We start from the raw sequence: 23,935 nt of genomic DNA, 5'->3' as shown, positions 1-23,935 counted from the left end.
TGTAATGTGTATGTGCTATCGCCAAAGCATAAGCGGGTCTGAAGAGTTTTCGGTGATCAAAACCGTAAGCGATTATGTAATCTTTTTTGCAAAGATACGCTTTTTATTGCAGATGCTAACAATTGTGCGGATGTGCAAATCGTAAATGTGCAGATCACACAAATATCTCCTCTTGTTTCTGTATCTTTATATACGTAGCCGCCTGGGTTTCTGAAAAAAGGAAATTCGGGCTGTTTGGTTAAAGAGAAAAAGAGATCAAAAACCGACCGTTTGGTATGTAGCCACTTGATATCAAAAATTTAATACTTTTTAAACTTTTCAAAACACATCGAAAATTTGTTAAAAAGTGTTAAAATGGCATTAAAGTTTAGTTGAAAAGGATAATTCAAAAACTCTTTTGCCCTGTTTTTGACTAAAAAGTGTTAAAATTTAAGGTTTAAAAAGCTTTCAGGTAACCTTAGGGTTAAATTATACCGCCACTTTTTCGGCGTTATTTTCGGACTTTTTATTTTTGGAACCCCTGTCATTTAAAAACGACTGGACCAGCAACAGGCCTACTCCAATCATGATAGAAACATCGGCCACATTGAACACCCCTGTTTTAAACCAGGGATATTTGATGAGCATAAAATCGGTTACACTTCCATAAACCCAACGATCGTAAAGGTTACCCATACCACCGGCCAATACCAGGATAATGCCCAATACGGTTAGTTTATTCAGGTTGGTTTTTATAATGATGTAAGTAAGTCCAAATAACAGCACAGCCGCCGGCATCAACGTAAGCAGCATAAACCGCCAGGGATTACCCAGCGAATCTCCCAGGCTTAAAAAGGCGCCTGTATTTTCGACCCGGGTAATGAGGTAATGGAGATTATTTTTGAAAGGCAGTATCTCTTCGTAATAACGGAAATTATGGCGTATATAGTTTTTAGTGATCCTGTCTAAACCAATATCAGCAACCAGGATCAATAGTATTACCAGGCCCCTCAAAACCCCTTTCTTGTTCATTAATGTAGTTTGTATGTGTATATGGTTATAACGTGGCTGGTATGGTTAAATTATTCGGGCTTATTGCTTCGGCATTGGATATTGGCCCATAAAACCTTTGTCGTGTTTAGTTTGCTCCCAGTTATTGGTATAGGCTGCCAGCCAGTAATCATACTTTTCAAAATCAAATTCCAGGGAGGTGTATGGTTTTAAAAAAGTAGCGTCGACAGGTTCCAGCTGATAGGTATCAAATATGGGATCATCGGCATCGGCCTCAAAATAATTTTGCAGGATAGACAGCTCAATAGGCGCAAGCTCAGCTTCGCCTGCTAAGGATTCGTCGGCCTTATTAAAGTACTGTATTTCCCGTTTTAACCATTCCGGCTGTTTGTTCTTTCCCATCTATACCAATTAAAAAGAGCCACCTGTTTTTAGGCAGATGGCTCTTTGATGAGTTAAATTATTTTTTGTAGAATTTGAAATTCTTACCGATGAATTTTGCATTGCTGCCTAATTCTTCTTCGATGCGTAATAACTGGTTGTATTTCGCGATCCTGTCTGAACGTGAAGCCGAACCGGTTTTGATCTGACCGCAATTTAAAGCTACAGCAAGATCGGCAATGGTTGCATCCTCAGTTTCGCCAGAGCGGTGACTCATTACAGAAGTATAGCCATTGGTTTGAGCTAAACTTACCGCGTTGATAGTTTCGGTCAATGAACCTATCTGGTTTACTTTTACCAGGATAGAGTTAGCGATACCTTCGGTAATACCTTTTTGTAAACGGGTGGTGTTGGTTACAAATAAATCGTCGCCTACTAATTGTACTTTAGCGCCCAATTTTTCGGTTAATAATTTCCAGCCAGCCCAATCGTCCTCGTGCATACCATCTTCAATGGATATTACAGGATATTTAGAGGCCAATTCGGCCAAATATTCTACCTGCTCGGCGCTGGTGCGGATGGCACCTTTTTCGCCTTCAAATTTGGTGTAATCGTACTTACCATCTTTGTAAAACTCAGATGCGGCACAGTCAAACGCAAGGAAAATGTCTTCACCGGCTTTGTAACCCGCTTTTTCAATAGCTTTTAAAACGGTTTCAACAGCATCTTCGGTACTATCAAAGGTTGGTGCGAAACCACCCTCGTCACCTACAGCGGTAGAAAGACCACGGTCATGCAGGATCTTTTTCAGATTATGAAATACCTCGGTACCCCAGCGTAATGCTTCGGAAAAAGATGGCGCGCCAACCGGCATGATCATAAATTCCTGGAACGCGATAGGCGCATCAGAGTGAGAACCACCATTGATGATGTTCATCATTGGGATAGGTAAAGTATTAGCGTTTACCCCGCCGATATAACGGTATAAAGGCTGACGGCTTTCCTGAGCTGCGGCTTTAGCAACGGCTAAAGAAACACCTAAAATAGCGTTGGCGCCAAGCTTGCCTTTGTTTTCGGTACCATCGATCTCGATCATGATGGCATCGATAGCGTTTTGTTCAAAAACATCAATACCTTTCAATTCTGGTGCAATGATGTCATTTACGTTGGCAACGGCTTTTAAAACACCTTTGCCCATGTATTTTGATTTATCGTTATCGCGAAGTTCAACAGCTTCGTGGGCACCGGTTGATGCACCTGAAGGTACAGCAGCACGACCTAAAGCGCCGTTCTCGGTTAAAACTTCTACCTCCACAGTGGGGTTACCGCGCGAATCTAAGATTTGGCGGGCGTGTACGTCAATTATTAAGCTCATAGTTTATTGTCAGATATTTGTAATTTGTAAACCGCGCTAAGTTAAGCAAATTCAGGAAATCGCAAAAAAGAGTTCAGATATTAGAATCAAGCTTTGGGGAATAAAGATCAGGGAGCCAGGATTATTTGTATTGTCCTTACTCTTTGATCCCTAAGTCCTTGCTCCTGTTAATCGGTTGTTGTAGGTACGTGCTCTTGCTGACCGGCCCCTTTGCGACTGATACGATACATCAGCATCAGCATAATATTATTTTTACCGCTGCTTTGTGTAGCCGTATAATTACGCTGATTGATCCAGCCGGCTTGTGCTATCCATTTTTTATCAAACTGATAACCCAATGCCGCAGATATCCGGTTGCGTTCAAAATTGGGCGCCTTATTATTAAAAAATACCTCGTCAAAAACCGATAGGAACCATGTTTTAGCTACGATCTTGGTATTATTCAATGGAATAAACATATTTAGCCTGTACCGGAAACGGTTACGGTAATCGCCATTAACCCAGCGCTGTTCTATACGGTAACGGTGTTCAAATTTAAGGCGGTATAGGAATTGGTTAACGGTCATTTGCTCCCACAACCTAAATTCATTAGTGTTGGGGCCGCTGCCCAAATCGGCATAGTCATAAGTATGATAGGTGCCTGTACCCAGTAAAGCGGTAAAATCTTTGTTGATATCATAGCTTACACCAGCTTTAGCCTCATAATATTGAAACTGGCTGAATGGCCCATTGGTACGTATCTGCAATTCAGAGTAGCCACCCCATTTATGGCTGCTGTCGCCGGGAAGTACTACTGTGGCAATTCCCCATGTCCCAACTTTAGAGTCCTGGGCGTGAGCACGAAATAAGCATGCTGTTAACAGTACAAAAATTACAATTATAATAATAGGGATCTTCAACATCTTACGCAGGTTTTATACCGCAAAGATATTTCCGCAATGTTATCTAAATGTTAATTTTAAGATAGTTAATGTTATGATAATGTTAAGCAATATCTTTTACCGCTCCCGAATCTTCATTTGCGCGGGTAGGTCTTGTTTAGCTCCATCTGCCGTTAAAGGGTATCCAAATAAATGACGTTCTTTGATCATCGCAGCTACCTCGGCCGGAACATATTCTTCCCATCCTGCTGCCCCCTGCTTAATGAGCTGTAATACGTTATCTGTCTCCACGTTCAGGTTATTTTCATTAAAGTGCCTGATATCTTCAATTTTATTATTAGCTATCAGGTATCTGAACAGGTCGATGAGGTGTGAAGGCAGCGAGAATTTCAGGCAATTCCAGATCACGCCATCGCGTAAAGTAGGATAGATAAATAGCTTTACTTTACGGCTAAATAAAGTGGCGAACGACTCGAGGATACCACCCGGCAGATCCTGGTAATGTTCTTCCGAAAAAATGTATTCCAGGTTTGGATAACCTAATACCACGCCCATTTTTAGCTTGGTGATCTTGGATAAGTAAGCTACCAGCTTATAATATTCATGAAAGTTAGAGATCAGTACCGTTTGCCCCAGTGAGCAAAGAATATCTACGCGGTCAAGAAAATCCTTTTCATCAATCTCGGCATCAAGATCGGCGTCCCTTTCCTTTAACGACTGCAGGGTAAGTTCGGTAACAACAATTACGTTGCTCTTATCCACATCGGGTTCCTGCAGAAATTGCTTAACACCCTGGGTTAGCATATCGAGGTGCACGTTGATAACCGGACGGAAACGACCGCGTACCACTACGGCATGTTTTTTATATAATGCCTCTGTTGGCTGCAGGTTTTTACCATCGGGACTAAATACAGCAGCATCCGAAAATCCAAATTTAACCAGGTGAAGACTCATCAAGCGGTTATCTACTTTCTGGAAATCAGGTCCCTCAAAGCTGATCATATCAATCTGGATACGATCTCTTGAAAGGTTATCTATCAGCGAAAGCAAAAACACCGGAGCTATTTCATGATAATAGAAACAAGCATAAATCAGATTGACGCCCAATATACCAGCGGCCTGCTGCTGCAGAATGTTATCGTTATCCAATAGCTTTACGTGGATCACCACATCATTAAACCCGCCATTGGGCTCTGTTTGGAAGCGAACCCCCATCCAGCCATGCCCTTCGTTTGTTTTATGATAGTTGAGGGCCGAAAAGGTATCAGAAAAAGCAAAAAAGGTTGTAGTATCGCCACGCAATGCAGCCAAACGCTCAATCAGCAAACCATATTCATGGTCAAGCATAGATATCAGCCTCGACTCACTTACATAGCGACGTGTTTGCTGAACTCCATAAATAGCATCAGAAAAAATCATGTCATAAGCCGACATGGTTTTGGCGATTGTGCCTGACGAAGCACCGGCTTTAAAAAAATTGGCAGCTACCTCCTGCCCTGCACCAATCTCGGCAAATGAACCATAAATTGAGGGGTCGAGGTTAATGGCAAGCGCTTTTTGTTTTGTTCCAATATCCTTATTATGAACGATATTCATAAGCTACGATTATTTATAGTTTACTGCTGCCAGTATGATGATCTGAAATACAGCTCAAAAATACGATTTTTTAAAGAATACAGCGAAAAACTGATAAATAAAGCAAGAAACCGACCTACATTTTTCGGTTTTGGGATTTTACATTAAGGAAGGATTATCACTATGTTAACGAACACTCTTTTATTCCCATTTAAAGGTTTTAACAGCAACAGCGTATATAATCACAAACCATATTAATAATATAAACAGTTGGTGCGTTACGTCGCCTAAACCGGCACCTTCAAAAGCTACTTTACGCATGGCATTATTCAGGTGGGTTAATGGCAATGCATTACTGATCCCTTGCAGCCATTTAGGGAAAGCGGTAACCGAAAAGAATGTACCCGACAATAAAAATTGCGGCAAGGTTATGATATTAGATAATGGAGGCACCGTACTTTCGTTTTTGGCGATGCCTGATATGGTGAAGCCAAAACCCATAAAAATAATAAGCCCTATGGCCGAGAGCACCAGCATATTGAGCACCGTGATTATACCATGTATCAGGGTGAAACCAAACATATAGTGACCAACCAGAATAATAAACAGGGCGCCTAATAATGAGAACGTCATCCTGGCTAATGCCTCGCCTAATACAATGCTGTAGCGTTTAACCGGCGTAGCAAAAAAACGTTTGATCACCAGGGTTAAACGCAGGCTCAGAAATACGAATGCCGTACCAAAAACACCGCTGCTCAATAAGGAGAAACCTAATTGCCCCGGCAGTATAAAATCAATGTATTTATACTCACGGCCCTGAATGGTGGTTTCCCTGATCTCGGCTACCGGCGGGGTATTGATCTGCGCATTGTTATTGATATTGTAATATATATTGCTGAGTACCGACCTGAGGATATTCCCTTTTTCGGCAGAAGCTTTAGTGTATTCTACATTAACCGTAAACGGAGGCCTGGTATTGTTTTTTTGTATATTGATAATAGCGTCAATGCTCCCTTTTGAAAGGTTTTTATTCATTTCTTCCGTGGATTGATCCTTCACCAAGTGAACAACCTTTATATTTTTCAACGCCTGGTAAACCGGACTAATGGTATCACAATTTTTAGCCACACCAACATCAACCGTAACGCCGCCGCCGCCAATATTGGCAAACACAATAATAAATATCAAAGGGAAAGCCAACGTAAATACCACCGCCGAAGGACTGCGCAGTATTGACCTGAAACTGGCTTTAGCTATAGCCAGGGTTGCTTTTGTATTGCTGTAATTTTGGTTCATTAGTTCAATCGTTCATTGAGAATCATCGTTCGGTTATTTGTGTGGGGCGCCATTGAGTCATTTTTTTACTGCAAACTCAAAACTGATAACTGCTCCCACTTCTGGGGTTGGGGGATTATCCCTCTCGCCATTCTTTACCGGTGAGATTTATAAACACATCTTCCAGGTTGGCCAGCTTTACTTGTTTTTTGCGTTCAAATCCGGATGCTACCAACTGGTCGATAAAATGATCGGGAGTATCAATGCCGATGATATAACCACCATCAACAAAAGCCACTCTGTCACACAATACTTCAGCTTCATCCATATAATGGGTGGTAATCACAACGGTGGTGCCCTGATCACGGATCTCGCGGATCAAATCCCACAAATTACGGCGGGCCTGCGGATCGAGGCCGGTTGTTGGCTCGTCCAAAAAAATGATCCTTGGATTATTAATAAGCGTGGTAGCAATAGAAAATCGCTGCTTTTGCCCTCCCGACAGGTCTTTATATTTAGCTTTCGCCTTATCGGTCAACGCTACTTTCTCCAGCATTTCCATGGGGCTTTTATCGATTCCATATAAGCCCGAAAACAGCATGATCAGTTCCGATAGGTTCAAATTAGGATAATAACCCGCTGCCTGTAATTGTACACCGATACGCTTTTTGATGCTATCGGTATCTGTTTCAATATCAAAGCCATCAACAATAATGCGGCCCGATGTTTTTTCGCGCAGGGTTTCAATGATCTCGAGGGTAGTGGTTTTACCGGCACCGTTTGGGCCGAGCAAACCAAAAATTTCGCCCTCATATACTTCAAAACTAATGCCTTTTACGGCTGCAAAATCGCCATAGTTTTTTACCAGGTCATTTACAGTGATGATGGGTTGTTTTGTCATAGGGTAAAAATGCATTACTATAATGAAATAACCATGAGTTTTATTTATATCCCGAAAATTTTACAGCTTGGGTGATTATTGTACCCGGTACTGCTTAGGGCGTATTACTTTATCAGGTGACCAATGGAGTGCCACAATGCTTCGGCATGTTGGGCGGCTTTCATAACCAGGTGAATAATTTGTATGGCGAGTAGCGTTTTCATGATGTGATGATTTTATGGTTCAAATGTGCTAACAGAATATGTTTTTGAGTAGTGCTTTTAGGTAAAGGCGGCTAAACTTCCGGTAAACGGCGGAAAATTACCGATGAATGAACCTGCTTTAGCCGCTCAGTTGGCAAGCATCCCAGGTACTTTTTCTCAGGTAAATAAATTAGCCATCAGTTGTGTAAACAGGGGTGAATGTTCCTGTAGGTATACTATTAATGATATAATAGGAGTAGATAAAGTTTTCATAGCAATGTTGTTTTTCTTCAAAATTGCTGTGTGGAGGCTATAGTAACCAAAGCTTTTTGACCAGCTGCGGGAAAATTCCGGTGAACGGCAGAAAATTGCGGGTAGATATTTTCGCCGGTAAACAAAAAGCCGGCTAAGCCGGCTTCCTGATCCTTTAACAAGTTTTATTATTTACAGGTTTTATCGCAATTGCCCGAAGTTTTGCAAACCTTGCTGCAATAATCCATACAGGCATTTTTATCACAGGTTTTTGAACATTTTGTGCAATGGTTCATTTTGCTGTTGCAGCATGGTGTATTAGCGTTAGCGATTGATGTAGCGCCCAAAGATGATACCATCACTATGGCGATGAAAAGAAACTTTTTCATGATTTGAATTTTTTAAATTGTTTAATAATAGAAGTTTAACCTAAACGGATAAGGCAAAGGCAGACAGGAGCATATTATTAAACTTTTGGAGGGCGCCAGGACCACGATGAATAAGCAGACAAGCTCCCCGAAAGGTAAGGTGTAACTGATCGTTCCCTCAAAACCGGAACAATTGGATTTACAGTTACCTGTTCAACAAACAGAAAGCCGCAGGTATTGCAGGATAACATGGTGTTGCACATACCCTTTCCACAATCGTCTTTTTGCTGATGTTCGCAGGACTGGCTTCTGGTTGTTTTATGGCAGCATTTTTCAAGCATGCCGCTACCCTTTGCCCTTACTGTAAAAACAGAAACAAAGACCATACAAATAACCAAAAGGAGCGCTGTTGCTTTCACTATTTCAAAGAACGGTACTTTTTTAATTAAATTACAAACCCATTTATCAGGCAAGTGTCATATCAAAATATTGGTATCATGAACCTAAAGCCGTATCATTGAGTAATGAAACGCTTTTTCTCAAACCTCACCGTCCAGGTACTTATTGCTATCGCTTTGGGCATTGTAGTAGGATTGAATTTTAAACAATTCGGGCCAACGGCCGAGATGATCAGCAAAATGTTCATCAGCCTGATTACAATGTTGATTGCACCTATTATATTTTTCACTATTGTATTGGGCATAGCTGGCATGAGCGATATGAAAAAGGTTGGCCGGGTGGGCGGCAAAGCTTTACTCTATTTTGAGATCGTAACCACTTTCGCACTCATTATCGGGGTTACCGTGGCCAATATTCTCAAACCGGGCGCTGGCTTTGTTCGGCAAGGGCCTATTGATACCGGTAAGATCGGGGTGTACGAAAAGGCTGCTTCTGAAATGCATTGGGGCGATTTCTTTGCTCACATTATCCCATCCAATGCTTTTGAAGCCTTTGCCAAAGGCGATATTTTGCAGATCCTGTTTTTTGCAGTACTGTTTGGTTACGGCCTGAGTTTGATGGGCGAAAGCGGGCAGCCCGTAATACAGCTGTTTGATAAGCTGTCAAAAGTATTTTTCAATGTGATGAAAATTGTGATGAAGGTAGCCCCTATAGGCGCTTTTGGGGGTATGGCTTTTACCATCAGCAAGTATGGTTTAAAAACATTAAAACCATTGGCTTTGCTCATGGGTTCGGTTTACCTCACTATGTTCCTGTTTATTTTTGTGGTGCTTAACCTCATCTGCTACCTGTTTAAATTTAGCCTGTGGAAATACCTGAAACATATTAAAGAAGAGATCCTGATCGTGCTGGGAACGTCCTCCTCCGAATCGGCCCTACCGGGTATGATGAATAAGATGGAAACTTTCGGCTGTTCCAAATCGGTTGTTGGTTTAGTGATTCCTACGGGATATTCTTTTAACCTGGATGGCACTACCATATATCTTTCCATGTGTGTTATATTCCTGGCGCAGGTTTTCAATATCCCTTTATCCTTATTTCAGGAGCTCACCATTATCGGCATTCTGATGGTGACCTCTAAAGGTGCGGCAGGCGTAACCGGTAGTGGCTTTATAGTATTAACCAGTACGTTGACGGCCATCAAAGTGATCCCGGTTGAGGGAGTGGCAATACTGCTTGGAGTAGACAGATTTATGTCCGAAGCACGGGCCATCACCAACGTGATCGGCAATGGAGTAGCCACCATCGTAATAGCCAAGAGCGAGAAAGAGTTTACACCACAACCAGACAAAGATGACGATGATGACGGTACCGGCGATTTTATAAAAGGAGCGGCAAAGTTTTTAAGTACTTTCCGGGGATTTAATTAGAAGATATGATCTCTGAAACTTTTTAAACCCTAAATTTTAACACTTTTCTGCCCAAAAGCGGCCGAAAATCACTCAAAAAACATTCAAAAAACTTCATTTTAACAAATTACAGCCAGTTTTGAGCAGTTTTAAAAACTTTAAAAAGTATTAATTTTTGATAGTCATATATATTACATACCAAGTGGTCGGTTTATACCTTTTTTACCCTAAACTAAAACGGCCCGTTTCTCCGGATAAAGGAGAACGGGCCGTGGTGTTTTTAAAAGATACTAAATCTTGGAGCAATGTCAAACATCGACGACTCACCAAAAGCCCCCTCTTTAGGGGTCGGCGGGCTAATTACAAATCACTTTCAATTTCTTCGTCACATCGGGGTTCAAAGGCTCATTGGTTTGGGCCAGGCGCTGGGCGCCTACGTTGGCCGGGCAAGCTATGCCATTGGGGCCATCATATGTAAGTCCAGGTTTGGTATCGATCAGCCCTTTGGGCACATATATCTGTACGGTGGTTTGCGAATATCCATGCGGAATAAACCGGATATAATATCCATCGGGATGTAATGACCAGATGCCCGACGGAACTTCCGGATCGGGCTGGGGTGCCAGACCGGCAATCATGGCATATTTCTCCATTTCTTCGTACGATGCATTACCCGATGCCGCCAGCTGACGGATATTATTTTCGGCCTCAAAAACACTTTGCGCGGCGGGTGGCAGCTGATCTTTGGCTTTGGCCATTACACTGGCAGGCAGTACGCCCAGGGCGCCGCCTTCCAGCATCAGCAGTTCATTGGGTGATAACAGCCTGGTGGCGGTGAGCTTAATATCGGTACCAAAATCGGCAAATTTGGTGCGGGCAATTATCGCCCATAACAATATCTGAATGCTGTGCTGATTAACCTCCGGATGCGTTTCGGCATGTTTCAGTATCAGTATCACCACATCACGCTTAGGACCAAGCACGGGGGCAAGCATATAACCGTCGCCGCTGCTGGGGCCGCGTGTACCGGCGTGCAGGCAATAGCTTTTATTGGTCATTTCGTAAAAGCCGGCGCAAAGCTTATAAGCGCCTGTGGATGTTTTGGGTAAAAGATATAAGGGCTCGGGTGTTTGCCCTTCCATAAACGATGGCGGTTTTGAGCCCGTTTTGTTTACATCTTTAAAACTGGTGGTAATGGCCTGTGGTTGTTTCAGGATCTTGTTAAGACCACCTCCGGATGCCATTTCGGTGCCTTTATCCAGTAGTTTTTTTCCCAGGCCGCCAAATTGTGCCTGCGCGGCAGTGGTACAAAAAAAGCATGCTATAAGCAGGGTAGTAAGGTTTTTGTTTGTTTTTTTCATAGTGTTAAGGCGTAATGTGGGGCTAAATTAATTAAATGATAGCAAAAATGGGAACTATCCAATCCCGAAAACAAGCTCTTTCCGATAACCCGAAAGTCAACTTTATGTTAACAAACAAAATTATTACCGTATAAGCAGTTTGAGCGGCTAAAATTAATTTGACTTTATTGTCAATAACTTTAGCTTTGCCGTACTAAACGAAAAAAGCCAATGAGTGTTCTCGTAAATAAAAATTCTAAAGTTATTGTACAGGGTTTCACAGGTAAAGAAGGTACTTACCATGCGGAGCAAATGATTGCTTATGGTACCCAATTGGTTGGGGGTGTTACACCGGGTAAAGGCGGTCAGCAACATTTAGACAGACCGGTTTTTAATACTGTTAAAGACGCGGTTACTGTTACTGGTGCCGATGTATCTATCATTTTTGTACCTCCGGCTTTTGGTGCGGATGCCATTATGGAAGCTGCCGAAGCTGGTATTAAAGTTATTGTTTGTATCACCGAAGGTATCCCTACAAAGGATATGATCGAGGTAAAAGAATATTTAAGCGATAAGGATTCACGCCTTATTGGTCCTAACTGCCCGGGCATCATTACTGCCGACGAAAGCAAAATTGGTATTATGCCTGGATTTATCTTCAAAAAAGGTAACGTAGGTGTAGTTTCTAAATCAGGTACCTTAACTTACGAAGCCGTTGACCAGGTGGTTAAAGCCGGTTTAGGTATCACTACCGCTATTGGTATTGGTGGAGACCCGATCATTGGTACACCAACCAAAGAGGCTGTTGAGTTATTGATGAATGATCCTGATACGCACGGTATCATCATGATTGGTGAAATTGGTGGCGGCATGGAAGCCGAAGCTGCCCGCTGGATCAAAGCAAACGGTACAAAACCAGTAGTAGGTTTCATCGCGGGCCAAACAGCGCCTCCGGGTCGCCGTATGGGTCATGCCGGTGCAATTGTTGGTGGGGCCGATGATACTGCTGCCGCTAAAATGAAAATTATGGCCGAATGCGGTATCCGCGTAGTGGCATCACCCGCCGAAATTGGCGCTGCCATGGCAGAGGAACTGGCTAAATTATAACCCCCCAGCCCCCTAAAGGGGGAGCTTGGAAAATCATATTTAAAAATCCCGGTCAAGGTTTGGCCGGGATTTTTTTTGTGGGTGGTGATTTTGTCTGAACCATGATTTTGTTGGATTTTAGGATTACCGCGATTACAAAACTAATCAGCAGTCCTAACCCACACGTCATTGCGAGGCACGAAGCAAGAGCCCCCTCTAAATCTCCCCCAAAGGAGGAGACTTTAAAAATGCTTTAAAGCCCTCTCCTTTGGAGAGGGTTGGGTGAGGCTCTTGCTTCGTACCTCGCAATGACGCGCGGAGAGAAAAAGGCTCCTCATCCTCTTCCTGCCGCAGATAGGGTGATCCAGCGAAGCGCAGATCGGCGAGTCCACTCACATTTACTATTTGTTTTTCTTATTTTTACTTTATGGATGATAAAGGAATGGCCGCGCTTTGCGATGCCCACGCGGTTGATTTGAAGCTTAAAGGTTTTAAGGTATACGAAATTGAAACCGGCGCAAGCCATGTGCCGGCTTACCGGCGTAAGGATTTTTATAAAGTATGTATCCTGAATGCAAAAAGCATCATACATTATGCCGACAAGAGCATTAACCTGGATGGCTCCACTTTATTCTTTGCCAATCCACACATACCTTACGCCGCCGAACTTTTATCCGAAAAACAAACCGGATACGCCTGTCTATTTACAGAAACATTCCTAAAAGCCAATGAGCGTTCGCAAAGCCTGCAGGAATCACCCTTGTTTAAGATCGGTGGTAACCCTGCATTTTCATTAAATACGGAGCAGGCCGCATTTGTTAATACCATCTTTAAAAAGATGCTGGAGGAGCAAAGTACCGATTACCTGTACAAGAATGACCTGATCCGCAATCACATCAATCTGCTTATCCACGAGGCGATGAAAATGCAACCTGCCGATAACTTTATCAAGCATAAAAACGCGTCGTCGCGAATCACTTCCTTATTCCTGGAACTCCTGGAAAGACAATTCCCGATAGAAAGCGCCGACCGGCCGCTCAAGTTAAAAACAGCGCAGGACTTCGCCCAAAACCTGTCGGTACATGTTAACCACCTCAATCGTTCGGTAAGGGAAATTACAGGTAAACCCACCACCGCGCACATTGCCGACCGCATCATCAGCGAAGCAAAAGCGCTCCTGCAACATACCGACTGGAGTACTGCCGAAATTGCCTATGCTTTAGGGTTTGAATATCCCACCTATTTTAACAATTACTTTAAAAGAATTACCGGCACTATCCCCAAATCTTTAAGGACTAAAGCTGTTTGATTTTCTTACTCTTCTGTTTGATATTCATTAACCGAGGCCTGTTTGCTGGCGATATCTTTGTGCTATCTAAAACACTATGGATAAATTAGTGTAATAATTAAGTATATCAAACAGATCATTTTATGGAAATTAAATGCAGCGGCTCACAACCATCGGGTAAAGGTCCCGCAGAATATTTTACCGGAACGGTACGTATCGATCCGCTTTTTAATCCGCCAGACCCGGCGCGTGTGGCCATGGCGCTGGTTACGTTTGAGCCGGGTGCTCGTACGGCATGGCATACCCATCCGCTGGGGCAAACCCTTATTATTACCGCCGGCAGCGGCTGGGTACAGCGCGAGGGCGGACCAATAGAAAACGTTCACCCCGGAGATGTAGTTTGGTTTGCCCCGGCTGAAAAACACTGGCATGGCGCTACAACCACTACAGCGCTGAGCCATATAGCCATCCAGGAAAAACACAATGGTTCGCCGGTTGACTGGATGGAGCAGGTTACGGACGAGCAATACAATAATCAATAAAGGCAAAAAGATGAAACCTGTTATTTCAAAACCCCGTCACGCAATAATGGTTATGATCCTGGTGTTAACGCTATTTTCACTGAGTAATGCTGCTGCGCAGGATAAAAACCAGGTAGTGCGGATAGCCAAACTACAGATAGATCCGGCACAGCTGGAAAACTACAAAACCGCCTTAAAAGAACATGCCGAAACCGCTGTGCGTGTAGAGCCTGGGGTGATAACTTTATATGCTGTGGCCGAGAAAAATAATCCTACGCACATCACGGTTTTTGAAATATATGCCAATGCCGAAGCATACCAGGCGCATTTGCAAACAGCACATTTTAAAAAATACAAGAGTACGACAAAGGATATGGTCAAGTCGCTCGAATTGGTTGATGTTGAGCCGATCGCTTTGGAAACGAAAATGAAGCAGTAGCATCTAAAAAAGGGCACTGTCAAGCTACAAGGTTAAAGTCAAGGCGCTGAACAGACTCACCCGGTCTACGCTGCGCTGGACCACCTTCTCTACGGCTTCGCCGCAAAGAGGGTAAAGAAAAAAGAAAGCCCCCTCTATGCGCGAAGCGGAGAGAGGGGTGACTAGCGAAGCGATGTCGGGGTGAGTCGATTGCCACCATGTTTCGATGACACTCAGCACGCCCCCGTTCGGACATAGTAATTAAAAATTCTACAAAATGGAAAAACGAAAATTAGGTAATAGCGGTCTTGAAGTTTCCGCACTGGGACTGGGCTGCATGGGTTTGAGCTTTGGCTATGGCCCGGCCACAAACATACCGGATGCCATTAAACTCATCCGTACCGCCTTTGAAAGTGGTGTTACCTTTTTTGACAGCGCCGAAGCTTACGGCCCTTTTAAAAATGAAGAATTATTAGGCGAAGCACTGGCTCCATTCCGGGATGAGGTGGTGATCGCCACCAAGTTTGGCTTTAAGAACGGAAACGTTCAGGAAGGTGTGGACAGTCATCCGGAAAACATCAGGCAGGTAACTGAAGCCTCGCTTAAACGATTAAAAACCGATCGTATCGATCTGCTGTACCAACACCGTGTAGACCCCAATGTACCTATGGAAGATGTGGCCGGTACCGTAAAAGAACTTATTGCCGAAGGCAAAGTAAAACACTTCGGCATGTCTGAAGCCGGTGTACAAAACATTCGCCGGGCGCACGCAGTACAGCCGGTTGCCGCCCTGCAAAGCGAATACTCGTTATGGTGGCGCGAGCCAGAGCAGGAAATTCTACCTGCATTGAAAGAACTGGGTATTGGCTTTGTACCCTTCAGTCCGCTGGGTAAAGGTTTTTTGACCGGAGCTATTAATGAGAATACCACGTTTGACAGTACCGACTTCCGCAATATTGTGCCGCGCTTTACGCCCGAAGCCCGCAAAGCTAACCAGGCACTGGTTGATCTGCTGGGTAAGATAGCCGCTCAAAAGCAAGCTACACCCGCCCAGATAGCGCTGGCCTGGCTGCTGGCCCAAAAGCCATGGATTGTACCGATACCGGGAACCACCAAACTGCATCGCCTGCAAGAAAACCTTGAGGCTGTTCAAATAACGCTTACTGTAGAAGACCTGCACGAAATTGAAGAAGCCGCCGCTCATATTACTATTGAGGGGGAACGCTATCCGAAGCACCTTCAACAACGGGTTGACCGCTGATTTGATTTGAACGCTGGCGAAGACTCACCCCAACATTGCTTCGCTTGTTGACCCTCTCTCCGGCTATGCCGGAAAGAGGGTTGGGAAAATACCTATTTTGTCAAGGAACGGAGTAAAGCATCTGTTGTATGACAGGCATATTGAAGAAGATCCTTCGCTGCGCTACCCATGACGTGTTTAGTAAATTGAGTAAAGACTTACGAAGTTTTTGAAACTTCGTAAGTCTGGCATCAGCGCAGGATCCGTCATTTCATCTTCAGAATCCAGCGGATTTTACAACTCAGGATGACAACTTTTATATCACTGCATCCTCATCTGCACATTTGAAATCTGCACATCTGCACGTCCGAAACACCCATGTCAAATCAGTGTAAACAAGCCCGTAGCAGGCAATCCATCCCGGTAAAATTCCGTATCTTTAAGTAACTAAAGAAGGTTTGAGAAATCACTAATTCAGTAATTCACTAAATCAATAATTAATGATGTATAATCAGTTAACACCCGATGAAGAATGGGTGATATTGCATAAAGGAACCGAAAGACCATTTACCGGGGCTTTGCTCGATAATAAGGCCGAGGGCCTGTATGTTTGCAAACGCTGCGATACGCCGCTGTATACTTCCGAATCAAAATTTGAATCACACTGCGGCTGGCCAAGTTTTGACGATGAGATCCCCGGCGCGGTGAAAAGGGTACCGGATGCCGATGGACGCCGTGTAGAAATTGTATGCGCTAATTGCGGCGCTCATTTGGGCCATGTGTTTGAGGGGGAATACCTTACACCAAAAAATGTGCGCCATTGCGTTAATTCGGTATCGATGAAATTTGTATCGGCTGACGACATAAAAAAATAATTAAAACTTTTAGGAATATCCCGGCGTGTGATCAACCTGTTGGGATATTTCGTTTTCCACAATTGCAAAATAAGCCTGTTTTTCCGATCAATTTCAAAGTTGTAATTGGTGCTTAGCAAAGCCGTTATACAATTCGCAATAATTGTCGGTGTTAAGTCAACTAATTCTCAATGTTAAATTATCGTTTTTTGCAAATATTTTCCGGGCAAATTTAACCTGCATTTTTTAACCGACTGTAATCAAGTTCATTAATTTTTTCTTTTATCAGATAAGGGCATTAAAGTGTTAATAACTCGGGGGTTTGTGTAAAACTATCATTAAAAACTTGGGGTTTCAAACATTAACTTTGTTGAACAAGGTTCGCAAAAAGTATTCAAAAGACAGCCGGATGTATTCCCCATCCAAAATAAAAGAACTTAGCTGTCAGTACGTTACATAATAAAACCTGTGATTGGTCAGGCCAAACGCAAATATCCAAACGCCCTAATTGAAAAACTGGGGTGGCTTTCGTGTCTGATTGCTTGAAGTAATAAAAAGGAACAATAAAAAAGGTATCATATGAAACAGGAAGATGAAATATTACTCAAAGAAAACAAGGACAGGTTTGTAATTCTGCCGATTAAATATCCTGCTATTTGGGAAATGTATAAAAAGGCCGAAGCCAGTTTCTGGACGGCCGAGGAGATCGACCTTTCGGACGATATGAAACATTGGGAAAACCTGAATGAAGGCGAGAAACATTTCATCTCACACATCCTGGCCTTTTTTGCGGCGAGCGATGGTATCGTGAATGAAAACCTGGCCGTAAACTTTATGAGCGAGGTGCAATTGCCCGAAGCCCGTTGTTTTTATGGTTTCCAGATCATGATGGAGAACATCCACTCCGAAACCTATGCCCTGCTTATTGATACTTATATAAAAGATCCGGCTGAAAAAGACCGCCTTTTCCATGCCATTGATACCGTACCATGCGTGGGCAAAAAAGCAGAGTGGGCATTACGCTGGATAAACAACGGCAACTTTGCCGAGCGCCTGGTAGCATTTGCTGCCGTAGAAGGCATTTTCTTTTCGGGTAGCTTCTGCTCTATATTCTGGCTTAAAAAACGCGGCCTGATGCCTGGGCTTACCTTCAGCAATGAACTAATATCGCGCGATGAAGGTTCGCATTGCGAGTTTGCCTGCTTATTATACAAAATGCTGAACACCCGCCTAAGCGCAGATGCTGTAACCAAGATCATTACCGACGCGGTAGAGATAGAAAAAGAATTTGTGACCGATGCCCTGCCGGTGAACCTGATTGGCATGAACGCCAAAATGATGAGCCAGTATATTGAATTTGTGGCCGACAGATGGTTGGGCGAACTGGGTTACGAAAAACATTATGGCGCAACTAACCCATTCGATTTCATGGAAATGATATCCTTACAAGGCAAAACCAACTTCTTTGAAAAACGCGTAGGCGACTATCAAAAAAGCGGCGTAATGAACAATGCCGAAAGCAAGGCGTTTTCGTTGGACGAGGACTTTTAGAGGCAGTATCAAGTAGTTAGTATCAAGTATCACGACAAGAATACCAGCAAGTTGAAAATCATGATACTTGATACTAACTACTTGATACCAATAACCACTATATACTAAAATTAATTAACACACTATATACACAAGTTGGTATAGGGCTTGCTACCTGATATCAGCTTCTAAATACTCGAAAACATGCTTGTAGTAAAAAGAGACGGTAGAAAAGAGTCGGTAAAATTCGACAAGATCACAGCACGTATAGAAAAACTGTGCTATGGGTTTAACCTGGTTGACCCCATTGATGTGGCCAAAAAAGTAATTGAAGGTTTGTTTGACGGGGTTACTACGTCTGAGCTGGATAACCTTGCTGCAGAAACGGCAGCATCGTTAACCACCAAACACCCTGATTATGCTTTGCTGGCATCGCGTATAGCGGTATCCAACCTGCATAAAAACACCATCAAGTCGTTCTCTGAAACCATGCGTTTACTGCATGAATATATCGATCCCAAAACCGGTAAGGACGCGTCACTTATAGCTGATGATGTTTGGGAAGTAATTGAAGCCAACGCTGAACTGCTTGACAGCACCATCATTTATGACCGCGACTTTGGTTTTGATTACTTCGGTTTTAAAACCCTGGAGAAATCATACCTGTTAAAAATCAACGGTAAAATAGCCGAGCGTCCGCAGCACCTGTTTATGCGTGTTTCGGTTGGTATCCACAAAGCTGATATTGAAAGCGCTATTAAAACCTACCATTTAATGAGCGAGCGCTGGTTTACCCACGCTACTCCTACGCTGTTCAACGCGGGTACACCAAAACCGCAAATGTCGTCATGCTTCTTGTTAACCATGAAAGATGACAGCATTGACGGTATATATGATACTTTAAAACAAACGGCCAAAATTTCGCAAAGCGCCGGTGGTATCGGTTTAAGCATCCACAATGTAAGGGCTACAGGCTCCTACATCAGCGGCACCAACGGTACCAGCAATGGTATCATCCCTATGCTGCGTGTATTTAACGATACTGCCCGTTATGTTGATCAGGGTGGTGGCAAACGTAAAGGCGCCTTCGCTATTTATCTGGAGCCTTGGCATGCCGATATATTTGAATTTCTTGACCTGCGTAAAAACCACGGTAAGGAAGAGATGCGTGCCCGCGACTTGTTCTATGCCCTTTGGGTATCTGACCTGTTTATGCAGCGTGTAGAAGCCAACGAAGACTGGAGCTTATTCTGCCCGCACGAAGCACCAGGCTTAGCCGATTGCTTTGGTGACGAGTTTGTTGCTCTTTACACTCAATACGAAAAAGAAGGCCGTGCCCGTAAAGTGATCAAAGCACAGGAATTGTGGTTTGCCGTATTGGATGCCCAGGTTGAAACCGGTACACCTTACTTATTATACAAGGATGCCGCCAACTCAAAATCGAACCAGCAAAATTTAGGTACTATCAAAAGCTCAAACTTGTGTACCGAAATTATGGAATATACCGATGCCAATGAGATAGCCGTTTGTAACCTGGCTTCATTAGCATTGCCACGTTATATTATCAATGGCGAGTTTGATCATCAAAAACTGTACGAAGTAACTTACCAGGCTACTTTGAACCTGAACCGTATTATTGACGGTAACTACTACCCTGTTGCCGAAGCAGAATACTCAAACCTGCGTCACCGCCCTATTGGTTTAGGTGTACAGGGTTTGGCTGATACCTTTATACAACTACGCATGCCGTTTGAAAGCGACGAAGCCAAACAGTTGAACAAAGAGATCTTTGAAACTATTTACTTCGCGGCTATGACGGCTTCAAAAGACCTGGCCATTGCCGAAGGTCCGTATGAAACTTTCAAGGGTTCACCACTGTCAAAAGGTAAATTCCAGTTTGACCTGTGGAACGTAGAACCTGCCAGTACCCGTTGGGATTGGAAAACCCTGCGCAAGGATGTGATGAAAAATGGTGTACGTAACTCTTTATTAGTTGCGCCAATGCCAACCGCGTCAACCTCACAAATATTAGGTAACAACGAGTGCTTTGAGCCATATACCTCAAACATTTACACCCGTCGTGTATTAAGTGGTGAGTTTATTGTAGTGAACAAATACCTGCTGCGCGACCTGGTTAACCTTGGTTTATGGAGCCCGGCAATGAAAGATAAGATCATCAGCGCCAACGGATCTATCCAGGACATTGCCGAAATACCTGCCGATATCAAAGAACTGTACAAAACCGTTTGGGAGATCAAGATGCGTAATATCATTGATATGGCTGCCGACAGGGGTGCTTATGTTTGCCAGTCGCAATCATTAAACCTGTTCATCAACTCGCCAAACGCGTCGAAATTAACTTCAATGCACTTCTACGCATGGAAAAAAGGTTTAAAAACCGGTATGTACTACCTGCGTACACAAGCTGCATCACAAGCGGTTAAATTCACCGTTGAAAACCAGGGCGGTTCAAACATGGAGCCTGTAATACCAGAAGTGGTTGAACAACTGGCCGACAATGTACCAGAAGGCCCAAGCTGCTCAATGGAAGAAGGTTGTGTAACCTGCTCTGCATAAGTTTAGTTTAGTCCGGAAGTCCGCATAAGTCAGGAAGTCCGAAAGATAAAAAAGACCGGGAGTGATGGCTTCCGGTCTTTTACATTATAATGATCAGCCGGATTTTTATATCTTGTATAACTTACTGACCTTTGCTTAATACTTCCGGACTTACGCGGACTTCCCGACTATGGACTCCAAAAAACAAATGACCAAACACGAGATCATCCGTTGTGAACGCTGCGGGGCCCCTTTTGAATGTAAAGCCAACTCATTCAGCAAATGCCAGTGCAGTACCGTGCAGCTCAGCCTCAACGAAGTACAGTACGTAAGCGAACTATATGACGGATGCCTGTGTGCCAGCTGCCTGCTCATCATTCAGCAGGAATATAGGGTGAGTATGGGTCTGATATAGCGCTATTTTTCCGGATCGATTGCTATTGAAATAAATCCTGACTTAAGGGTCAGCTGTTAAAGCTATTTGTTCTCTTTAATAAAAAGAGGCGAATTGTATGTAGAAAACTACAGAAAAGCAGCCTGAAAAACCCTTTTTAATAAAAATTGGAATTGTAATAAACCTGGAATACCTTTGTTGAAGTGCAATAATTTAACCATAACAAGAAACCCAATCCATGACGCTTGAGTGCATTAATCCCAAAGATCTCCCAACTCCACAAACATACACCCAGGTCGTCGTTGCAACGGGAAGCAAGATGGTATTCGTCTCGGGTCAGGAACCCGAAGACATAAATGGCAAGCTCGTTGGGCCCGGTGATCTTGGTACTCAGGCGCGCCAGGTGTTTGACAATCTCGGCCGGGCACTTGCTGCTGCCGGTGCACAACCTGCACAGGTCACCAGGATCACAATCTACGTCGTCAATTACAAACGCGACGAATGCTTGCCGATTATTGAAAAGGCCCGGATAGCGCTGTTTGGAGATCACAAACCAGCAGATGTGGTGCTCGGCGTAGCAGCGCTGTCCCCTGGCTACCTGATCGAAGTTGACGCCATCGCGATCATTGATTGACCAAAACATCGGGAGCTGCACAAGTTCGCATACGCCTTTCATATGCTGATCAAAAAACTGATTTGAAATTCTCCCAAAAAGTTAAGGTGAATTAACGCTCTTCATTTAAGCAGCCTACATTATCGCCCCCATTAATCCTTTTCATTTTTATCCAGTCATATAGTTATACATCTTTAATAAGATGCACAAAACTTTAAATGTGATCGTCATGAAAAAGAGATTCTTTGCATATATGTTAGCATTAACAGCGATAGTATCAGTAACCTCGGGTTGCGTAGTACGTGAAGGAGGATATGGATATCATCACAGATATCATAATGGCTATTATAACCATTACCGTGGTTATTAATTGAGTAGTGTTTGAGTGAGTTAGTTTTGATAAATGATGAAAGAGCGGTGCGTGAGTGTTCCGCTCTTTTTTTGTTACTACCTGTTGATTGCATATGTCATATCAATACCATTCCTTTCCAACCGTGAACCCTTACCTGTTAATCCTTTTCAATTTAATCCAGTCAAACCTATACAAAGCCTGTTAGTTAGACGGCCACATTAATAGTTATCACCATGAAAAAGAATTTGTTTGCATATATGCTGTTACTAACAGCGATAGTATCAGTAACCTCGGGTTGTATGGTACGTGAAGGATACGGAAACCGCAGGTACCATCATGACAGGTACCACAATAACGGTTATAATAATGGTTATAACCGTGGAGATCATTACCATGACAGCACACATGGTTATTAATAAAAAGTGCTAATTGAGTTAGTTTTGATAAATGATGAAAGAGCGGTGCGTGAGTGTTACCGCTCTTTTTTTGTTCCTGATTACTGCTGCAAAACCGTAATACCATCCATATTTTGCATGCGTGCCACAATACCCCAGCCATAAAAATAGTTGGATACCCCAATGATCAATTCATTATCGCCGGCTTTAAGCGGGACATCAAAGGCGGAATTGGCAATATCTAACCGGCCATCGGGATATTTACGAATGGGTTGCGGGTACTGGTTTTTATCTACATAAAGCAATCCACGGTTAATAAACACATACACTTCGTCGCTAAAACCCAATTGAATTCTGGCAATTTGTTCTTTGCTGGAGTGTATGGTGGTTTTAAGCCATACATACCTGTTTTTATCCTGCACGCCGCCATAGCGGTTCTCCACCCCACCAAACACGCGCGTAAGGTTGATCAGTCCCCTCCGTTCGGCCAGTATAGGTTTCCATTTAGTGGTATCTGTTGGCAGATCTTTAATAATGAGCTCCCGCCCGTTTTCCAGGAATTGAGGGACCGATACATCCCAGCGGCGGATATAATTGATATCATGATTAGTCAAGTCGACACCTTCCTCAGGTGACAATCCTTCCGTTTCATTAGGTTTCATGGTGAGATTGGCAAAATAAGCAGGCCCGTCGAAGGCGATAGTTCCGGCATGGCTTTCCCCTTCCAGGCGCGGAATTTGCAGTACCGGGCGTTCCATATTATTCAGGTACACCTTCATCTGCGGGCCCGATATTACCAGTTTAAAATGGTTCCAGTCGTTGTTATGGATAGGTGCGGATGCCTGGAACTGACCATATATATCCCACATATTGATGCCATGTAGTATTGGGGCGTACTGGATACCATCATTACGCTGCTGGCTTTCATCGGGCCGGGTACGCAAATAAACAATTTCGCTTTCGCCGGGACTTTGCTGCCTGAAATATACGCTCATGAACGATGGTCGGCTGCCATCAACAGGCTGCGTATCAAATTCAATAGTACCATTGGTAAAACTAAAATCTTTTAATATCACCTGGTTGCTACCGTTTTTACCCCGCACTATTTTCATAGCTTTTACATTTTTGTAGGTTAAAAATTCCGCGTGCTGTTTAGTAGTATCCCAACGGCTTGCTTCAAAGGGAATGGATATGGCTTTGCCCTTGCCGTTTTTTACCTGAGCCATACCCGCGGTAGTAAGCAGAAACAGGCATAGCATACTTGTAATTAATGGTTTAATTTTGTGTTGGTTAAGTTTATTTTTCATCTTTATGAATATTTTAGCTAAAGGTGAAATTGTATCGGCGTAAACCCATATTC

The 23,935-nt window shown here is 43.3% G+C and carries 24 protein-coding genes; 13 read left to right on the top strand and 11 right to left on the bottom strand.

Annotation, left to right across the window (positions count from 1 at the left end; genetic code table 11):
* Positions 1-468: 468 nt before the first annotated feature.
* From lspA to AB6735_RS13280, 9 genes are all read right to left on the bottom strand, one after another.
* Positions 469-1,011: a signal peptidase II gene (lspA, locus tag AB6735_RS13320; RefSeq protein ID WP_370996339.1), complete on the bottom strand. Its 543-nt coding sequence runs from the start codon at positions 1,009-1,011 to the stop codon at positions 469-471.
* A 60-nt stretch (positions 1,012-1,071) separates the two neighbouring features.
* Positions 1,072-1,392, bottom strand: coding sequence for a hypothetical protein (locus tag AB6735_RS13315; protein WP_370996338.1), 321 nt, complete (start codon positions 1,390-1,392; stop codon positions 1,072-1,074).
* A gap of 58 nt (positions 1,393-1,450) precedes the next feature.
* Positions 1,451-2,746, bottom strand: coding sequence for a phosphopyruvate hydratase (gene eno, locus AB6735_RS13310; protein ID WP_166095758.1), 1,296 nt, complete (start codon positions 2,744-2,746; stop codon positions 1,451-1,453).
* 167 nt (positions 2,747-2,913) lie between these two features.
* Positions 2,914-3,648 (bottom strand): DUF2490 domain-containing protein, encoded by a 735-nt coding sequence (locus AB6735_RS13305; RefSeq protein ID WP_370996337.1) that lies wholly within the window; start codon positions 3,646-3,648, stop codon positions 2,914-2,916.
* 96 nt (positions 3,649-3,744) lie between these two features.
* Positions 3,745-5,223 carry a TonB-dependent receptor gene (locus tag AB6735_RS13300; RefSeq protein WP_370996336.1) on the bottom strand — a complete coding sequence of 493 codons (1,479 nt, stop codon included), beginning with the start codon at positions 5,221-5,223 and terminating at the stop codon, positions 3,745-3,747.
* A 180-nt stretch (positions 5,224-5,403) separates the two neighbouring features.
* Positions 5,404-6,498: an ABC transporter permease gene (locus AB6735_RS13295; RefSeq protein WP_370996335.1), complete on the bottom strand. Its 1,095-nt coding sequence runs from the start codon at positions 6,496-6,498 to the stop codon at positions 5,404-5,406.
* 115 nt (positions 6,499-6,613) lie between these two features.
* Complete coding sequence (locus AB6735_RS13290) at positions 6,614-7,378, bottom strand: ABC transporter ATP-binding protein (protein ID WP_370996334.1); 765 nt, start codon at positions 7,376-7,378, stop codon at positions 6,614-6,616.
* A 472-nt stretch (positions 7,379-7,850) separates the two neighbouring features.
* Positions 7,851-7,994 (bottom strand): hypothetical protein, encoded by a 144-nt coding sequence (locus tag AB6735_RS13285; protein ID WP_370996333.1) that lies wholly within the window; start codon positions 7,992-7,994, stop codon positions 7,851-7,853.
* 6 nt (positions 7,995-8,000) lie between these two features.
* The gene (locus tag AB6735_RS13280) at positions 8,001-8,201 is read right to left on the bottom strand and encodes a hypothetical protein (protein WP_370996332.1); all 201 of its coding nucleotides are present in this window, start codon (positions 8,199-8,201) and stop codon (positions 8,001-8,003) included.
* 503 nt (positions 8,202-8,704) lie between these two features.
* Between AB6735_RS13280 and dctA the strand changes: the two genes are divergently transcribed.
* Complete coding sequence (gene dctA / locus AB6735_RS13275; RefSeq protein ID WP_370996331.1) at positions 8,705-10,009, top strand: C4-dicarboxylate transporter DctA; 1,305 nt, start codon at positions 8,705-8,707, stop codon at positions 10,007-10,009.
* 335 nt (positions 10,010-10,344) lie between these two features.
* On the opposite strand, the gene AB6735_RS13270 is transcribed toward dctA, so the two are convergent.
* Positions 10,345-11,349 carry a hypothetical protein gene (locus AB6735_RS13270; protein ID WP_370996330.1) on the bottom strand — a complete coding sequence of 335 codons (1,005 nt, stop codon included), beginning with the start codon at positions 11,347-11,349 and terminating at the stop codon, positions 10,345-10,347.
* A gap of 210 nt (positions 11,350-11,559) precedes the next feature.
* On the opposite strand from AB6735_RS13270, the gene sucD reads away from it, so the two are divergent.
* The 12 genes from sucD to AB6735_RS13210 all read left to right on the top strand — a co-directional run bounded on the left by sucD (position 11,560) and on the right by AB6735_RS13210 (position 22,596).
* On the top strand, positions 11,560-12,435 hold the full coding sequence (gene sucD / locus AB6735_RS13265) for a succinate--CoA ligase subunit alpha (protein WP_370996328.1): 876 nt from the start codon (positions 11,560-11,562) through the stop codon (positions 12,433-12,435).
* A 406-nt stretch (positions 12,436-12,841) separates the two neighbouring features.
* Positions 12,842-13,723, top strand: a complete 882-nt coding sequence (locus AB6735_RS13260) for a helix-turn-helix domain-containing protein (protein WP_370996327.1) — start codon at positions 12,842-12,844, stop codon at positions 13,721-13,723.
* Between the two features lie 122 nt (positions 13,724-13,845).
* The gene (locus AB6735_RS13255) at positions 13,846-14,244 is read left to right on the top strand and encodes a cupin domain-containing protein (protein WP_370996325.1); all 399 of its coding nucleotides are present in this window, start codon (positions 13,846-13,848) and stop codon (positions 14,242-14,244) included.
* Positions 14,245-14,254: 10 nt separating this feature from the next.
* The gene (locus tag AB6735_RS13250) at positions 14,255-14,662 is read left to right on the top strand and encodes a putative quinol monooxygenase (protein ID WP_370996324.1); all 408 of its coding nucleotides are present in this window, start codon (positions 14,255-14,257) and stop codon (positions 14,660-14,662) included.
* Positions 14,663-14,918: 256 nt separating this feature from the next.
* Positions 14,919-15,902, top strand: coding sequence for an aldo/keto reductase (locus AB6735_RS13245; protein WP_370996323.1), 984 nt, complete (start codon positions 14,919-14,921; stop codon positions 15,900-15,902).
* Positions 15,903-16,381: 479 nt separating this feature from the next.
* A complete protein-coding gene (locus AB6735_RS13240; protein WP_370996322.1) occupies positions 16,382-16,756 on the top strand; it encodes a methionine-R-sulfoxide reductase in 375 nt (124 codons plus the stop codon).
* 558 nt (positions 16,757-17,314) lie between these two features.
* On the top strand, positions 17,315-18,286 hold the full coding sequence (locus AB6735_RS13235) for a ribonucleoside-diphosphate reductase small subunit (protein ID WP_370996321.1): 972 nt from the start codon (positions 17,315-17,317) through the stop codon (positions 18,284-18,286).
* A gap of 183 nt (positions 18,287-18,469) precedes the next feature.
* Positions 18,470-20,842: a ribonucleoside-diphosphate reductase subunit alpha gene (locus AB6735_RS13230; protein WP_370996320.1), complete on the top strand. Its 2,373-nt coding sequence runs from the start codon at positions 18,470-18,472 to the stop codon at positions 20,840-20,842.
* A gap of 169 nt (positions 20,843-21,011) precedes the next feature.
* Complete coding sequence (locus tag AB6735_RS13225; RefSeq protein ID WP_370996319.1) at positions 21,012-21,236, top strand: cysteine-rich CWC family protein; 225 nt, start codon at positions 21,012-21,014, stop codon at positions 21,234-21,236.
* 217 nt (positions 21,237-21,453) lie between these two features.
* Positions 21,454-21,849, top strand: a complete 396-nt coding sequence (locus AB6735_RS13220) for a RidA family protein (protein ID WP_370996318.1) — start codon at positions 21,454-21,456, stop codon at positions 21,847-21,849.
* A gap of 208 nt (positions 21,850-22,057) precedes the next feature.
* Entirely contained in the window at positions 22,058-22,198 is a 141-nt protein-coding gene (locus tag AB6735_RS13215) for a hypothetical protein (protein ID WP_370996317.1), read from the top strand.
* A gap of 215 nt (positions 22,199-22,413) precedes the next feature.
* Positions 22,414-22,596: a hypothetical protein gene (locus AB6735_RS13210; RefSeq protein WP_370996316.1), complete on the top strand. Its 183-nt coding sequence runs from the start codon at positions 22,414-22,416 to the stop codon at positions 22,594-22,596.
* Between the two features lie 80 nt (positions 22,597-22,676).
* Here the strand turns inward: AB6735_RS13210 and AB6735_RS13205 are convergent, their stop codons facing one another.
* Complete coding sequence (locus AB6735_RS13205; protein WP_370996315.1) at positions 22,677-23,882, bottom strand: family 16 glycoside hydrolase; 1,206 nt, start codon at positions 23,880-23,882, stop codon at positions 22,677-22,679.
* Positions 23,883-23,935: the final 53 nt, after the last annotated feature.

Source organism: Mucilaginibacter sp. RCC_168 (assembly GCF_041355315.1).
GTDB lineage: Bacteria > Bacteroidota > Bacteroidia > Sphingobacteriales > Sphingobacteriaceae > Mucilaginibacter.
This window is presented reverse-complemented; position numbering and strand designations above follow the sequence as displayed.

Coding starts and splice junctions, on each gene's coding strand:
- AB6735_RS13225 (WP_370996319.1), top strand. CDS start 21,012: ATGGACTCCAAAAAACAAATGACCAAACACGAGATCATCCGTTGTGAA.
- AB6735_RS13230 (WP_370996320.1), top strand. CDS start 18,470: ATGCTTGTAGTAAAAAGAGACGGTAGAAAAGAGTCGGTAAAATTCGAC.
- AB6735_RS13300 (WP_370996336.1), bottom strand. CDS start 5,223: ATGAATATCGTTCATAATAAGGATATTGGAACAAAACAAAAAGCGCTT.
- AB6735_RS13250 (WP_370996324.1), top strand. CDS start 14,255: ATGAAACCTGTTATTTCAAAACCCCGTCACGCAATAATGGTTATGATC.
- AB6735_RS13260 (WP_370996327.1), top strand. CDS start 12,842: ATGGATGATAAAGGAATGGCCGCGCTTTGCGATGCCCACGCGGTTGAT.
- AB6735_RS13210 (WP_370996316.1), top strand. CDS start 22,414: ATGAAAAAGAATTTGTTTGCATATATGCTGTTACTAACAGCGATAGTA.
- AB6735_RS13305 (WP_370996337.1), bottom strand. CDS start 3,648: ATGTTGAAGATCCCTATTATTATAATTGTAATTTTTGTACTGTTAACA.
- AB6735_RS13245 (WP_370996323.1), top strand. CDS start 14,919: ATGGAAAAACGAAAATTAGGTAATAGCGGTCTTGAAGTTTCCGCACTG.
- AB6735_RS13240 (WP_370996322.1), top strand. CDS start 16,382: ATGATGTATAATCAGTTAACACCCGATGAAGAATGGGTGATATTGCAT.
- AB6735_RS13295 (WP_370996335.1), bottom strand. CDS start 6,498: ATGAACCAAAATTACAGCAATACAAAAGCAACCCTGGCTATAGCTAAA.
- AB6735_RS13270 (WP_370996330.1), bottom strand. CDS start 11,349: ATGAAAAAAACAAACAAAAACCTTACTACCCTGCTTATAGCATGCTTT.
- AB6735_RS13205 (WP_370996315.1), bottom strand. CDS start 23,882: ATGAAAAATAAACTTAACCAACACAAAATTAAACCATTAATTACAAGT.
- lspA (WP_370996339.1), bottom strand. CDS start 1,011: ATGAACAAGAAAGGGGTTTTGAGGGGCCTGGTAATACTATTGATCCTG.
- sucD (WP_370996328.1), top strand. CDS start 11,560: ATGAGTGTTCTCGTAAATAAAAATTCTAAAGTTATTGTACAGGGTTTC.
- AB6735_RS13315 (WP_370996338.1), bottom strand. CDS start 1,392: ATGGGAAAGAACAAACAGCCGGAATGGTTAAAACGGGAAATACAGTAC.
- AB6735_RS13235 (WP_370996321.1), top strand. CDS start 17,315: ATGAAACAGGAAGATGAAATATTACTCAAAGAAAACAAGGACAGGTTT.
- AB6735_RS13255 (WP_370996325.1), top strand. CDS start 13,846: ATGGAAATTAAATGCAGCGGCTCACAACCATCGGGTAAAGGTCCCGCA.
- eno (WP_166095758.1), bottom strand. CDS start 2,746: ATGAGCTTAATAATTGACGTACACGCCCGCCAAATCTTAGATTCGCGC.
- AB6735_RS13290 (WP_370996334.1), bottom strand. CDS start 7,378: ATGACAAAACAACCCATCATCACTGTAAATGACCTGGTAAAAAACTAT.
- dctA (WP_370996331.1), top strand. CDS start 8,705: ATGAAACGCTTTTTCTCAAACCTCACCGTCCAGGTACTTATTGCTATC.
- AB6735_RS13280 (WP_370996332.1), bottom strand. CDS start 8,201: ATGAAAAAGTTTCTTTTCATCGCCATAGTGATGGTATCATCTTTGGGC.
- AB6735_RS13220 (WP_370996318.1), top strand. CDS start 21,454: ATGACGCTTGAGTGCATTAATCCCAAAGATCTCCCAACTCCACAAACA.
- AB6735_RS13215 (WP_370996317.1), top strand. CDS start 22,058: ATGAAAAAGAGATTCTTTGCATATATGTTAGCATTAACAGCGATAGTA.